12 protein-coding genes are annotated in these 13383 nt (G+C 74.5%); 7 read left to right on the top strand and 5 right to left on the bottom strand.

Going from position 1 to position 13383, the window contains the following annotated elements:
• Positions 1-21 precede the first annotated feature (21 nt).
• Complete coding sequence (locus tag VE546_RS20585) at positions 22-420, top strand: OsmC family protein (RefSeq protein WP_324924484.1); 399 nt, start codon at positions 22-24, stop codon at positions 418-420.
• Positions 421-452: 32 nt separating this feature from the next.
• On the opposite strand, the gene VE546_RS20580 is transcribed toward VE546_RS20585, so the two are convergent.
• From VE546_RS20580 to VE546_RS20570, 3 genes are all read right to left on the bottom strand, one after another.
• Complete coding sequence (locus tag VE546_RS20580) at positions 453-1904, bottom strand: branched-chain amino acid ABC transporter substrate-binding protein (protein ID WP_324924482.1); 1452 nt, start codon at positions 1902-1904, stop codon at positions 453-455.
• Positions 1905-1909: 5 nt separating this feature from the next.
• Entirely contained in the window at positions 1910-3853 is a 1944-nt protein-coding gene (locus VE546_RS20575) for a hypothetical protein (protein ID WP_324924480.1), read from the bottom strand.
• 211 nt (positions 3854-4064) lie between these two features.
• Positions 4065-4922 carry a 3-hydroxyacyl-CoA dehydrogenase family protein gene (locus VE546_RS20570; RefSeq protein WP_324924477.1) on the bottom strand — a complete coding sequence of 286 codons (858 nt, stop codon included), beginning with the start codon at positions 4920-4922 and terminating at the stop codon, positions 4065-4067.
• A gap of 265 nt (positions 4923-5187) precedes the next feature.
• Here VE546_RS20570 and paaI point away from each other — a divergent pair, with 265 nt between their 5' ends.
• The 5 genes from paaI to VE546_RS20545 all read left to right on the top strand — a co-directional run bounded on the left by paaI (position 5188) and on the right by VE546_RS20545 (position 9123).
• Positions 5188-5628, top strand: coding sequence for a hydroxyphenylacetyl-CoA thioesterase PaaI (gene paaI, locus VE546_RS20565; RefSeq protein WP_324924475.1), 441 nt, complete (start codon positions 5188-5190; stop codon positions 5626-5628).
• A complete protein-coding gene (gene paaK / locus VE546_RS20560; protein ID WP_324924473.1) occupies positions 5625-6980 on the top strand; it encodes a phenylacetate--CoA ligase PaaK in 1356 nt (451 codons plus the stop codon). The genes paaI and paaK overlap by 4 nt, the downstream gene beginning before the upstream one ends.
• Positions 6981-7113: 133 nt before the next feature.
• On the top strand, positions 7114-7575 hold the full coding sequence (locus tag VE546_RS20555) for an MSMEG_6728 family protein (protein ID WP_324924471.1): 462 nt from the start codon (positions 7114-7116) through the stop codon (positions 7573-7575).
• A 257-nt stretch (positions 7576-7832) separates the two neighbouring features.
• Positions 7833-8636 carry a mechanosensitive ion channel family protein gene (locus VE546_RS20550; protein WP_414720535.1) on the top strand — a complete coding sequence of 268 codons (804 nt, stop codon included), beginning with the start codon at positions 7833-7835 and terminating at the stop codon, positions 8634-8636.
• A gap of 178 nt (positions 8637-8814) precedes the next feature.
• A complete protein-coding gene (locus VE546_RS20545; RefSeq protein WP_324924468.1) occupies positions 8815-9123 on the top strand; it encodes a DUF6401 family natural product biosynthesis protein in 309 nt (102 codons plus the stop codon).
• A 31-nt stretch (positions 9124-9154) separates the two neighbouring features.
• On the opposite strand, the gene VE546_RS20540 is transcribed toward VE546_RS20545, so the two are convergent.
• Together VE546_RS20540 and VE546_RS20535 are read right to left on the bottom strand one after the other, a co-directional pair.
• Positions 9155-11008: a SpoIIE family protein phosphatase gene (locus tag VE546_RS20540; protein ID WP_324924466.1), complete on the bottom strand. Its 1854-nt coding sequence runs from the start codon at positions 11006-11008 to the stop codon at positions 9155-9157.
• Between the two features lie 232 nt (positions 11009-11240).
• On the bottom strand, positions 11241-12143 hold the full coding sequence (locus tag VE546_RS20535; protein WP_324924464.1) for a UbiA family prenyltransferase: 903 nt from the start codon (positions 12141-12143) through the stop codon (positions 11241-11243).
• 157 nt (positions 12144-12300) lie between these two features.
• Between VE546_RS20535 and VE546_RS20530 the strand changes: the two genes are divergently transcribed.
• Entirely contained in the window at positions 12301-13356 is a 1056-nt protein-coding gene (locus VE546_RS20530; protein WP_324924462.1) for a type III polyketide synthase, read from the top strand.
• The last annotated feature ends 27 nt before the right edge of the window (positions 13357-13383 follow it).

Raw genomic sequence — 13383 nt, 5'->3', positions numbered from 1 at the left:
GCGCCCGGGTAGGCCTCCCCCATGGCCCCTTCGGAACAGGATCTGTACAGCGCCCAGGCCCGCTCCCGGCACGGCACCGGCCGGGTGGACATCTCCGGGCGGGACGGCCTCCCGGTCGGCGCCCCCGAGGAGCTGGGCGGCAGCGGGCAGGGGTACGACCCCGAGCAGCTGTACGCGGCGGCCCTGGCCACCTGTCTGCACCAGGCCGTGGTCATCGCCGCCACCGAGTCCGGCGTCGCCCCCTCCGGCAGCGAGGTGACCGTCCGGGTCCGGCTCAGCAACAGCGGCGCCCAGAACTACACCTTCGACGCCACGGCCGACGTCTCCCTGCCCGCCGCCGGGGACCAGCGGGAGCGCGTCGTCGCCCGTGCCCTGCGCATCTGCCCGGTCGGCGACCGGTTCAGCTCCCCGCGGGTCTGACGGCGCGGCGCCCGCCCGGGCGCCGCGCTCCCTCATTCCCCGGGGGAGAGCACCGTGACGAAGACCGGGGTGCCGTTGGGGTCCAGCCGCAGGATCGGCACCGCCTTGTCGTACGCGTCGCCGTCGCTCTCGAACGACAGCGGGCCGCTGGCGCCCCTCAGCCGCATGTTGTCCTGCATCTGGTGGAACATGCGGCTGACCGCCTCGCCCGTCACCTGGCTCCTCCCGTGGTTCACCATCCGCGCCCCCTCGGCGGCGGTCAGCACCGCGTCGTGCGCCATCATCGCCTGGCCGTCGGCGTGCGACTCCCCTGCGAACCACTGGTCGAGCAGCCCGCCCTTCCGGAAGGCGTTCTGCAGCCTCCGGGGTGGGCCCTTGGGATCGCCCCTCCACATCTCCGGGTGGGCCAGCCCGGTGTAGAACACCTGGACGCCGCTGTCCACGGCCTTCCTGACCTGCTCGGAGGTGAGGTTGCTGGTGTCGTCCCCGGTCATCACCGTGAAGCCCCACTCAGGGCACGCCCGGTTGGCGAGCGCGTTGAGGAAGTGGGTGAGGTGCTGCCCGCGGCCGGCGAAGTAGACCGCCTGGGGCTTGTGGATGCACAACTGGTCGGACAGGTAGCGCAATTCCACTCTCCAGTTGCCGGAGACCGAGGAGTCGAACGTCTTCTTCCGGGCGACCAGCCGGTGGCCCCCGCCTCCCTTGGGGAACTCCTCGGTGAAGGCGCGGCCCAGGGTCCTGGCGTACGGGTTCTTCTTCGCCACGTCCTGGACCACCATCGCCGTGTGGAAGCCCTCCTGCCGCAGGTAGGCGGACGCCACCCGGGCCTCGTCGACGTTGGTCGGCGCCACGCGCACGAAGCCCTCTATTCCGTGGAAGTCGGTGGCGGTCATCGTGCTGGCGACCATGGCCAGCTCGTGCTTGGACAACTCGTTCAGAGCTTCCCGGTTGGGTCCCGTGCTCGGTCCCAGGCCGGTCACCGCCACCAGCCGCTCGCCGTTGTCCTTGCGCCGGACCAGTTCGCCGACCGTGTGCTTCCAGTGCCTGGACTCGCTGCCGGTGTTCGCGATCAGCAGTCTGATCTTCGGGGCCGAGAACTCGTTGTGCCGCTGCTGCGCCAGGTAGGCGCCCTGGAGTTCGTGCCGCACCGACTCCTCGGAGTTGCTGTCCGCCTCGCCGACCGTGAACGAGGTCATGTACGCCACGCTGACGTACGCGTCGCCGTCCTCGCCGACGACCTTCTCGTTCGCCTCCCTGATCCGGTCGGTCACCTCGTCGAGGTGGTCGGCGAAGGTGTGGGAGCCGTCGGTCACCCCGACGCACTCGCCGTCCGGTTCCATCCGCACCACGCCCTCCGCGCACCGGGAGCGGCGGTCGTCCCACCAGTCGTAGGCCACCGGGAGCGCCACCGCGAGGACGGCCAGCACCACGGCCGCGGTGACCGCGCGCTTGACGGTCCGCAGGGACATCCGGCGTCCGGCCACGCCCCTCACCCCCCGTCCGCGGCGGTCAGCGGATGGCGCCAGTGGCGGTAGCGCTCGGCCTCGTCGTACAGGGCCACGATGTCACTCCCCCTCAGTTCGGACAGCCGGTCGTACTTGGCGGCGATCACGCTGTTCAGCCGCAGCCCGGGATCGCCGAGCGGATCGCTCCACAGCCAGCGGGCGCACACCAGCCCGCGGATCACCGAGGTGTCGGTGATCGACTGTGCGGGCTCCTCGGGGGCGAGGTCGCCCAGCAGCGCCAGCGGCGGGCGGTCGGACGGCAGCCGGTTGGGCGCGGTGGTGACCGCGTTGACCAGGGCGATCCAGTCGGCTGCGCTGCGGTCGCGGAAGCGGGCGGCCAGGTAGGCGACCACCTCGTCGACGTGCCCGGCCGCCAGCCGGTGGTACATCGCCTCCGCCGGCCGGCCCTCCGCCTCGAAGTGCTCGCCCATCAGCTCGTGGACGGCGTTCCACTCGTCCCGGGCGGCCAGCCGCCACAGCAGCAGCCTGCGCAGCCAGGGGTGCAGGCGCGGCTCGGCCCGTTCCGGGTGGAGCAGCCACCGCGAGCGCACCTCGTTGAACAGCGACTCGCCGGTGCCGCCCGGCGTCACCGCGCCCAGGACCTGGCTGCCCATGGACAGGTCACGGGCCGCCGCGCACCTGACGAGCGCTTCGCGCTGCGCCGCCGAGAAGTCCTCCAGCAGGTGGTCCAGCGCCGCGTCGGCCAGGGTGGCGTGCGCGGTGCCGCGCACCTGGTGGCCGGGCAGGGAGCGCAGCCACAGGTCGAACTCCTCACCGCCGCGGCGGGGCGCGTTGGGCAGGTCCAGGGCGTCCATCACCTGCCGCACCGCCACCGGCAGGCCCCGGGTCAGCCGGTAGACGAACGGCGCGAGGTCGGAGTGCCGGGGCGAGGCCAGTTCGATGCCGGTGCGCACCTCGTCGAGGGTGAGGTCGCGCAGCCGCAGCGGGTACCACCAGGAGTCGTCGCTGTCGTGGGCCGGCCGGCGCTCGCGCCAGTCGTCGAGCGAGGCCCGGTCGGGGCCGCGCAGCCGCCAGGGCCACTGGTCGCCGGAGGAGGAACCCCAGTTGTCCAGCCAGCGGTTGGAGCTGCCCACGACCGTCAGCGGATCGCAGGGGGTGCCGGCCAGCGCGGCGTCGCGGCGGGCGCCGATCAGGAGTTCCAGGAACAGCCGCCCGTGGTCGGTGTGGCAGTTGTCGAGCAGGAGCAGGTACGAGCCGGGGGCGAACCAGCGGGCGGTGTCGTGGCGCAGGTCGTCCAGGAACGCGGCGAACAGCACCCGGTCCAGGTTCCGCTTCTCCTGCTCGGTGCCGTTGTGCCGCCACATGTTGAGTTCCAACAGCGCGTCCCAGGGGTTGTGCGAGGGCACCAGCGGATGGTCGGCGAACCACTGCGGGGCGCTGGAGGAGTTCCGCCCCGGCAGCCGGCGTCCGCCGCCGCGGGCCGCGTCCCGCAGGATCGTGGCGACCACCGCCGGGGCGCCGTTGGGTGCGCCCAGCGCACTGCCCGCGACCTCCAGGAAGGCGGCGAGGTAGTCGCCGTACCGCTCCTCGGCCTGCTGCCGGAACTGGTCGAGCTGGCGCTGGATGGCGCGCCGCCCCTCCGCGCGGGTGGTCATCCGCAGTTCGCGGTCCGAGGCGAGCAGCCCGAGGGTGAGCCGGGGGAAGCGCGAGACCCGGTACTGCGGCAGCTTGCGCTCCAGTTGGCGGGCGATGAGGGCGAGGGCGTAGCGGGGCAGCAGCGCCTGGCCGGAGGCGAAGTTGAGGTACGCGAACGGGTGGTCCACCCCGAACCGGCCCATGATGGCGCCGTGGGCCTCGCTGGCCCCGCTGCCCCGGGGGCCGACCAGCATCGTCACCGGCCGCTCCGTGCCGGGTGGCTGGTCGAGGCACTCGGCGACGAGGGCCATGATGCCGCTGCGCCCCCGCATCCCCATTCCCGTTCCGGCTTCCGCCACTCCGCCGTCCCTCCCCCGTGACAACGCAGCCGTCGGCGGAACACCGCCGCCGGAACTGAGAGGATGCCACGTTCGGTGTCCGGACGGCAGCGGTTGGCGACGTTTCCCCGTGGGAGCGCTCCCGGCGGGCCGTTCCGGCCGGGAGCCTCCGCCCGCCCCGGCCGGTCACTCCCGCCGGGCCGGGTCACTCCTGCCAGGTGTAGAAGCCCTGCCCCGTCTTGCGGCCCAGCTCCCCGCGGGCGACCTTCTCCCGCAGCAGCCGCGGCGGCGCGAAGCGCTCGCCCAGGGTGGCGTGGAGGTACTCGGCGATGGCCAGCCGCACGTCGAGGCCGACCAGGTCGGTCAGGCGCAGCGGCCCCATCGGGTGCTTGTAGCCCAGGGTCATGGCGGCGTCGATGGCCTCGGGCTCGGCGACGCCCTCCTCGACCATCCGGATCGCCTCCAGGCCCAGCGCCACCCCCAGGCGGCTGCTGGCGAAGCCGGGCGAGTCCTTGACGACGACGTCCTGCTTGCCCAGGGCGTGGGTCCACTCCAGCGCCGCCCGCAGGGTGGCGTCGGCGGTCTGCCCGGTGACGACCAGCTCCACCAGCGCCGAGGCCGGCACGGGGTTGAAGAAGTGCATGCCCAGGAACCGCTCCGGGCGGGCCAGGGCGGCGGCGAGTTCGGTGACCGACAGGGAGCTGGTGTTGGTGGCCAGCACCGCCTCCTCGCCCACGGCCTTCTCTGCGGCGGCGAGCACCCGGGCCTTGAGGGCGGCGTCCTCCGGCACGGCCTCGACGACCAGGTCGGCGCCGGCCGGCAGGTCCTCCACCGCGGCGGTGACGGTGACGCGCTCCAGCACCCGCTCGACCGGTTCGCCGAGCCTGCCCCGCTCGGCGGCCCGGCGCAGGCCGGCGGCGACCCGGTCCAGGGCCGCCGCGGCGGCCTCCTCCCCGCTCTCCACGACGACCACGGCCGAACCGGCCGCCGCGAAGGACTGGGCGATCCCCGCGCCCATCCGTCCGCCGCCCACCACACCGACGGTTCCCGGTGCCGCTGCCATGCCCTCTCCTCGTCTCCTCGTGCGCGCCCGTGCGTCCGTGCGCGCGTGCCCCGCGGCCGCCCGTGCGCCGCCCGCGGAGGGCTGGGCGGCGAAAGGCCGGCGCCGTCCGCACCCGGCGGACGTCCGACCCCTTGACAGGCGGTCCGCACGTCGGTTTACCTGACGTCGCCGCAACGCTAACCGAATGGTCGGTCGGGCTCAAGGGTGGCCGGCGACGGCCCGCGGGGCCGATCGCCCCGGACCCACGACGGAGTGGTGGAAGCGCATGACACAGGTCACCGACACCGGTCAGGGCCCCGCCCACCTGATGTTCGCCGCCGACCGGGCCTCCCGGGGCCTGGGCATGGAGCTGCTCCGGGCCGGGGACGGCACGGCGGCCGTGCGGATGACGGTGACCGCGGAGATGGTGAACGGGCACGGCACCGCGCACGGCGGCTACCTGTTCCTGCTCGCCGACACCGCGTTCGCCTGTGCCTGCAACAGCCACGGCCCCGTGACCGTGGCGGCCGGCGCGGACATCACCTTCGTCGCCCCGGCCCGCGAGGGCGACGTGCTGGTGGCCGTCGCCGAGGAGCGCACCAGGTTCGGCCGCAGCGGCATCTACGACGTCACCGTCCTGCGGGACGAGCAGGTGATCGCCGAGTTCCGCGGGCGCAGCCGCACCATCGGCGACCGCGGCCTCCCGGGCCGGAAGGAGACACCATGAGCAGCGATCTGACGGTTCCCGTGGCCCCGGCCGCGCCGTCCCCCCGCCTGGGGGAGGCCCCCGACGCCGGGCTCCTGGACGCGGCCGAGCGCATGGGCCGCGAGGAGCTGCGGGCCCTGCAACTGGAGCGCCTGCGCCGCACCCTGCGGCACGCGTACGACAACGTGGAGCACTACCGGCGCGCGTTCGACCGGGCCGGGGTCACCCCCGAGGACTGTCGCTCCCTGGCGGACCTGGCGCGCTTCCCGTTCACCACCAAGGCGGACCTGCGCGACACCTACCCCTTCGGCATGTTCGCCGTGCCCATGTCCCGGGTGCGCCGGCTGCACGCCTCCAGCGGGACCACCGGCCGCCCCACCGTGGTCGGCTACACCGAGGGCGACCTGTCGGTGTGGGCGGACCTCGTCGCCCGGTCCATCCGGGCGGCCGGCGGCCGCCCGGGGCACAAGGTGCACGTCTCCTACGGCTACGGGCTGTTCACCGGCGGGCTGGGCGCGCACTACGGGGCCGAGCGGGCGGGCTGCACCGTCATCCCCGCCTCCGGCGGCATGACGGCCCGCCAGGTGCAGTTGATCCAGGACTTCCGCCCCGAGATCATCATGGTCACGCCCTCCTACATGCTCACCCTCCTCGACGAGTTCGAGCGCCAGGGCGTCGATCCGCGCGCCTCCTCGCTCCGCATCGGCATCTTCGGCGCCGAGCCGTGGACGGAGGAGATGCGCCGCGAGATCGAGGAGCGCGGCGGCCTGCACGCGGTGGACATCTACGGGCTGTCGGAGGTGATCGGCCCCGGCGTCGCGCAGGAGTGCGTGGAGACCAAGGACGGCCTGCACATCTGGGAGGACCACTTCTACCCCGAGGTCGTCGACCCGATCACCGGCGAGGTGCTGCCCGACGGCGAGGAGGGCGAGCTGGTGTTCACCTCCCTGACCAAGGAGGCCCTCCCGGTGATCCGCTACCGCACCCGCGACCTGACGCGGCTGCTGCCGGGCCCCGCCCGGCCCGCCTTCCGGCGCATGCAGAAGGTCACCGGCCGCTGCGACGACATGATCATCCTGCGCGGGGTGAACGTCTTCCCCACCCAGATCGAGGAGATCGTGCTGCGCACCCCCGGCGTGGCCCCGCACTTCCAGATCCGGCTCACCCGCCGCGACCGGATGGACCGCATGACGGTGCGGATCGAGGCCCGTCCCGGCACCGGGCCCGAGCAGCGCGAGGCGGCGGCCGGGGCGATCGCCCGGGGCGTCAAGGACGGCGTCGGCGTCACCGTCGAGGTGGAGATCGTGGATCCGGAGACGCTGGAGCGCTCGGTGGGCAAGATCCGCCGGGTCGTCGACGAGCGCGGGAAGTGACTCCGGCCCTCCGGCCCCGGCGACCGTACCGGGCCCGGCACCCGCACGGCCCGGTCCGGGCTGCGGGCGCCGGGCCCGGCTGGGATGATCGCAGTCCGCGCCGAGGGGGGCCGGAGAGATCGGATCGGACACCGTGCAGACGTTCCTGCCGTTTCCCGACTTCGCCGCGACGGCCCGGGTGCTCGACGTGCGGCGCCTGGGGAAGCAGCGGGTCGAGGCCCTGCAGGTGCTGCGCGCCCTGACCGTGCCCGGTTACGGCTGGGCGCGGCACCCGGCCGTCCGCATGTGGACGGGGTACGAGGAGGCCCTGGTCCGCTACGGCATGGAGATCTGCCGCCACTGGCGCCTCGGGGGACGCAACGACACCTGCGAGGTCACCATGCTGACCGACCTGCGGCGGGCGGTCGGCATCTCCGCGCCCCGCTCCCAGGAGGACCTGGCGCGGGCGGGGGAACTGCCGCCCTGGCTGGGCGATCCCGGCTTCCACCGCAGCCACCGCTCCGCCCTGGTCCGCAAGGACCCCGCCCACTACGGGCCCTTCTTCCCGGACGTCCCGGACGACCTGCCGTACGTGTGGCCGTCCTCGGACCGCTGACTCCCCGGCGGGGCACGGGGTCGCGTCCGCCGGGACGCCACACCCGCGGACGGCACACCCATTGGTCCGATCTAGCGGTATTACTCCGTTTTGGTTACTAAGCGAGAAATGCTCCATTCATGGGAGTATGTTGGCTGCCATCAGAGTGAAAAACGCGCACGGGAAACACACGCCAGGCCGGGGAGGCACGGCGGCCCACGCCGGGCTCCGTCTTCCCGCCGCGTCCGCCCCCCGAGGAACAGGACTGCGCAATGGCAATGACAACATCACCGGTCTCACTCAACGCCGTGGACTTCGGCCAGGGCATCGAGGACGCCTGGCGGTCGGTGGCCGCGTTCGTACCCAGGCTCGTCGCGTGCCTGGTGATCCTGCTGATCGGCTGGGTCATCGCCAAACTGCTGGCCAAGGCCGTCAACGCGGTACTCGAACGGGTCGGCTTCGACCGGGCGGTCGAGCGCGGCGGCATCGCCAGGGCGATGGAGAGGACGCAGTACGACGCCTCGGACATCATCGCCAAACTGATCTACTACGCGATACTGCTGATCACCCTGCAGATCGCCTTCTCGGTCTTCGGCCCCAACCCGGTCAGCGACCTGCTCAGGGGTGTGGTGGCCTGGCTGCCCAGGGCGGTCGTCGCCATCGTCATCGTGGTCGTGGCCGCCGCCATCGCCTCCGCCGTCAGGGATCTGGTCCGCGGCGCGCTGGGCGGCCTGTCCTACGGCAACCTGCTGGCCACCGTCGCATCGGTGTTCGTCGTCGGCCTGGGCCTCATCGCCGCGCTCAACCAGATCGGCGTCGCCGTCGCGGTCACCATGCCGGTGCTGATCGCGGTGCTGGCCACCCTCGGGGGAATCCTGGTCGTCGGCATCGGCGGCGGCATGGTCAGGCCCATGCAGCAGCGCTGGGAGCGCTGGCTGACCTCCGCCGAGCAGGAGAGCAGCAAGGCCCGCACTCACCTGGAGGCCTACCAGCGCGGTCGCCAGGATGCCACCGGCGCCGCCCGGCCCACGGCCGAGACCACCCGCGGCCAGTCCGGCTCCCACCGGGCCCCCGGCCAGTAAGCCGTCCGCGGCCGGCCACCGGCTCGTGTCCCGCCCCCGCGAACACCGTCACCAACACCGTCACCGACCGTCGGGTCCGGCCGCACCGGCCGGGCCCGACGCCGTGCCGGCGGAAATGTGACCACCACCACCCCGAATGCGGCGTTCGGGACCTTTGGGGCGTCACTATGGTGTGGGCGTGTCCTTCTCGACGTACGCCCGCGATCCCCTGGCGTGGCTGGCGGCCCACTACGGTCCCCGTCTGCCGCTGCTGGCACGGAAGCCCGGTCTGCTGGCCGCGGTCGACCAGCACGCCGCCGCGCTGCGCGACGCCGTGCCGCTCACCCGGCAGCACCTGACGGACTACCTCCTGGGCTTCCTGGACGAGCTGCACGCCAACGGCTGGCACCCCCACCACCCCGAGCCCTTCCCCGCCCTGCGCCTCCTGGCCGTCTGCCACCTCGCCGACCGGCTCGGGATGCTGGAGACCAGCGACCCCGGCACCTGACCCGGCGCAACGCCCCGGGCGCGGGCCCGGTTCAGCGGGGCGGCGGGCCCTCGTCCCGGCGGGGAGCGTCCGAGAAGGTCTCGTCGGCGCCCAGCGCCTCGGCCCCGGGAGCCGACCGGGAGGGGGCGGCCGGACTGTGGGCGCGCCGGCCGCGGGACGGCGGCGGAGTGTCGTCGCCCTCGGCGCCCGCGCCGAGCGGTGGCAGCCGCAGGGCGAGCAGGGCTACGTCGTCGCCGCCGGGGTCGAGGCGTTTCAGCAGCTCGTCGCAGAAGTCCTCCACGTCGCGGCGGGCCAGGTCGGCGGCGTGGCGGCGCAGCAGGGCCATGCCGGTGTCGATCGGCCGGGTGCGGTTCTCCACGAGGCCGTCGGTGTAGAACAGCACCGTCGACTCCGGCGGGAGGTCCTGATGGACGTCGGGCCAGGACAGCCCCAGTTCCAGGGCCGAACTCGCCCCCAGGAGGGGGCCGCGGCTGCCCTCCATGTAGTGGGCGCGGCCGTCGCGGGTGACCAGCAGGGGCGGGGGGTGCCCGGCGTTGACCCAGCGCAGCAGCCAGGGGCCGCCCTCGGCGCCCTCGATGCGGGCGAAGACGACGGTGGCCATGGGCGCGTCGCTGGTGTGGGTCATCGCCTCGTCCAGGCGGCGCATCACCACGCTGGGAGGCTCCTGGCGGTCCCAGGCCAGGGCCCGCAGCATGTTGCGGACCTCGGCCATGTGGGCGGCCGCCTGCAGGTCGTGGCCGACCACGTCCCCGATGACCATCGCGGTGACCCCGTCGGGCAGCAGGAAGGCGTCGTACCAGTCCCCGCCGATCTCCGCGGCCACCAGGGCGGGCCGGTAGCGGGCCGCCATCTGCAGGTGGTCGACCTGCGGCAGGGGGGTGAGGAGCTGACGCTGCATGGCTTCGGCGACGTGCCGCTGCTGGTCGAAGAGCTGGGCGTTGTCCATCGCCAGTCCGGCCCGGCGGCCGATGTCGGCGAGCACCATCGCCTCGTCGTCGTTGTACGGCGGGGAGTCCCCGGTGCGGGCCACCGTCAGGGCCCCGAAGACCTGTCGGCGGCTGTGCAGCGGCACCACGACGGCGGAGTGCCCGCCGAGGCGGTCGAACAGGCCGCGGTGGGCGGCCGCGAGCGGTGAGTCGGGCTCCCGCGTCAGGTCGGCGGCGTCCAGCAGGACCGGGCGGGAGCCGCGCAGGGCGCGCACCAGGGCCGAACCGGACGCCTCCGGCAGCGGCGGCAGCGTCCCCTCCAGCTCACCGGCCGCCGGGTCGCTGCCGCTGTGGACGGCGACGCGCCGCACCTCCCCCCGCTGTCCGGTGTACACGTCCACCGCGGTCCAGTCGGCCAGTTCCGGCACCAGCAGGTGGCCCAGCCGCCGGAGCACCCGGGGGACCTCCAGGCTGGAGATGAGGACGGTGGAGATCTCCGCCACCAGCGTCAGCCGCGCGGTCAGGGTCTCCAGGGCCGCCAGGTGGGCCGCCGTCTGCTCCTCGGCGGCCCGCCGGACGCTGAAGTCGTGGAAGACGAACACCAGGCCGTCCGGCTCCCCCGCCAGCCGCAGGGGGGACGCCGCCCAGATGATCGGGACGGTGGTGCCGTCGCCCCGCAGCAGGAACTCGTCGCTGCCCTCGGCCGGACGGCCGTCGGCGAGCACCCTCACCAGCCGGCACAGCTCCCGCGGGATCCTCGTGCCGTCCGCGTTGCGGTGCAGCACGTCGTGGACGTCCTGGCCGAGCAGCTCCGCCGCGGAGCGCGCCACGATCTGCTCCGCGCGGTGGTTGACCGCGATGACGCGCGCCGAGGCGTCCGTGGCGAACACCCCCGCCCCCAGGTCCTCGAAGATCGCCCGTAGGACGCCGGGTTCCCGTGCCCGGTCGATCGTGTCCATCGCCTCGCCGCCCTCTCGCCGCGCGGGTCGGTGCCCGATCGCCCGTGGTGGTCTCACCGCGCCTCACCGCCCCTCCGCCCGGTCCTCCCGGGTGTCCGCGCGTGGCCGCACCGGCCCGTCGGCAGGTGCCGTCAGGCAGTGCCGACTACCCCGTGCTCGCAATTCCAGACATTTCGCCTCGGTGAACGGCCGGCCGCCCGTCGAACGGCGGCGGCCCCCGCCTGCGGACGCCTCAACCGAATGCCGCCCCCCGCTCCAGCAGCAGCGCCACGTCGACCACCGCGACGGCGATGACCGCCGCGAACGGCGCCCCGGGCCGTCCTCGTCCCGCCACCGCCCCTGCCGCGACCGCCGCGACCGCGACCGCGACGGCGCCCCACCCGGCCGCGCCGGCCGGGCCCGGCGGGGCCGCCGCCAGCAGGGCCGTGGCCGCCGCCGGGGGCAGCGGCAGCAGCAGCCGTACGCCCGCCGGGCCGATCCGCTGGGGCCAGCCCCGCACACCGGTGCGCAGGTCGTCGCCGATGTCCGGCAGGACGTTCGCCAGGTGGGCGCCCACCCCCAGCAGGGCCGCCGAGGCGGTGGCCCACCAGGCCGGCCAGGGCCCTCCCGGCAGGCCTAGGGTGACGAAGGCGGGCAGGGCCCCGAAGCCCGCGGCGTACGGCAGCCAGGACCAGAACGTGGCCTTCACCCCGAGGTTGTACGCCCAGCCCGCGGCGGTGAAGACCAGGTGCGCCGCCCCGGCGAGGACGCCGGAGGCCAGCGAGAGCGGCACGCACAGGGCGAGGGCGCACCAGGCGGCGGTCCACACCGCGCGGACGGTGACCGCACCCGCGGCCACCGGCTTGTCCGTACGGCCGGCGCGCAGGTCGCGGGGGGCGTCGACGGCGTCGTTGCACCACCCCACGGAGAGCTGGCCGGTGAGGACGGCGGCGGCCACCAGCGCGCAGCCGGGGGCGGAGCGTCCGGCTGCCGCCGCCAGCGCGGTCACCAGCACCGTCACCGCGGCGGTGGGGAGCGGGTGGCAGGACCCCGCCAGCGCCGCCGCCAGCGCCGCCGCCGACGGCGCGGGAGCGGGGCGCGTCCGGTCCGCGGGGTGGTCCGTGGAGGGGTCCGTGGAGGGGTCCGTGGGACGCATTCCCCGATCGTAGGGCCGGGCCTCCGGCCGGTCCCCCGCTCCGGCCGCCCGGCGCGTACGGCGTCGTCCGGACGGGTGGCAGGAGGTGCGGGGGGACATGCGGGACACCTCCCGGAGGTATCCCGGAGGTGTCCCACGCCCCCGATCCGGGAAGCCGATGAGCCGCATCGCAGCCGTGCACTCGGTCCTGGCGCCGCACCGGTACAGCCAGCGCGAGATCACCGACCTGGTGGCCCGCCTCTGCCTGCCCGAGGGAGCCGACCGCCGCCCGCTGGACCGCTTCCACACCGGCGCGCGGGTGCGCTACCGCCACACGGCGCTGCCGCTGGAGGCCTACGCGGCGCTCGGGGACTTCGGCGCCGCGAACGACGTCTTCGTCGCCACCGCCGTGGAGCTGGGGGCCGAGGCGGTCTCCGGGGCGCTGCGGGCGGCCGGTCTCTCGCCGCGCGACGTGGACCTGGTGATGTTCACCTCGGTGACCGGGATCGCCACCCCGTCCGTGGACGCCCTGCTCGCCGGGCGCCTGGGCCTGCGACCGGACGTGCGGCGGCTGCCCGTCTTCGGCCTGGGCTGTGTCGCGGGGGCGGCCGGGATCGCCCGGCTGCACGACTACCTCGCCGGTCATCCGGACCACGTCGCCGTGCTGCTCTGCGTCGAGCTGTGCTCCCTCACCTTCCAGCGCCGGGACCCCTCCCCGGCGAACCTGGTGGCCAGCGGGCTGTTCGGCGACGGCGCCGCCGCCGCGGTGCTGTGCGGCAGCCGGCGCGCCGCCGCCTCCGGCCCGACCGTCGTGGACACCCGCTCCCACCTCTACCCGGACACCGAACGGGTGATGGGGTGGGACGTCACCGGCTCCGGCTTCCGGGTGGTGCTGGACCCCGCCGTGCCGGAGGTCGTGCGCAAGCACCTGGCCGACGACGTCGACGGGCTGATCGGCGACCACGGCCTGGAGCGGCGGGACGTGGCCGCCTGGGTGTGCCATCCGGGCGGACCCAGGGTGCTGGAGGCGGTGACCGAGGCGCTCGACCTGCCGGACGGCGCGCTGGAGGTCACCTGGCGCTCCCTGGCGGAGGTCGGCAACCTCTCCTCCGCCTCGGTGCTGCACGTCCTGCGGGAGACCCTCGTCCGCCGCCCGGCCGGCGGCGGGGCGCCGGGCGTACTGCTCGCGATGGGACCGGGCTTCTGCTCGGAGCTGGTCCTGCTGCGCTGGTAGGTGCCGCACCGGCGGCGACGGGCGGCG

The organism is Streptomyces sp., assembly GCF_035644915.1.
Classification (GTDB): domain Bacteria; phylum Actinomycetota; class Actinomycetes; order Streptomycetales; family Streptomycetaceae; genus Streptomyces.
The sequence above is the reverse complement of the archived record's forward strand: the minus strand, read 5'-3'. Positions and strand labels throughout refer to the sequence as shown.

Excerpts from the sequence above, each read along its gene's own strand:
- paaI (WP_324924475.1), top strand. The coding sequence starts at position 5,188 with ATGACACAGGTCACCGACACCGGTCAGGGCCCCGCCCACCTGATGTTC.
- VE546_RS20550 (WP_414720535.1), top strand. The coding sequence starts at position 7,833 with ATGACAACATCACCGGTCTCACTCAACGCCGTGGACTTCGGCCAGGGC.
- paaK (WP_324924473.1), top strand. The coding sequence starts at position 5,625 with ATGAGCAGCGATCTGACGGTTCCCGTGGCCCCGGCCGCGCCGTCCCCC.
- VE546_RS20585 (WP_324924484.1), top strand. The coding sequence starts at position 22 with ATGGCCCCTTCGGAACAGGATCTGTACAGCGCCCAGGCCCGCTCCCGG.
- VE546_RS20540 (WP_324924466.1), bottom strand. The coding sequence starts at position 11,008 with ATGGACACGATCGACCGGGCACGGGAACCCGGCGTCCTACGGGCGATC.
- VE546_RS20575 (WP_324924480.1), bottom strand. The coding sequence starts at position 3,853 with ATGCGGGGGCGCAGCGGCATCATGGCCCTCGTCGCCGAGTGCCTCGAC.
- VE546_RS20530 (WP_324924462.1), top strand. The coding sequence starts at position 12,301 with ATGAGCCGCATCGCAGCCGTGCACTCGGTCCTGGCGCCGCACCGGTAC.
- VE546_RS20570 (WP_324924477.1), bottom strand. The coding sequence starts at position 4,922 with ATGGCAGCGGCACCGGGAACCGTCGGTGTGGTGGGCGGCGGACGGATG.
- VE546_RS20535 (WP_324924464.1), bottom strand. The coding sequence starts at position 12,143 with ATGCGTCCCACGGACCCCTCCACGGACCCCTCCACGGACCACCCCGCG.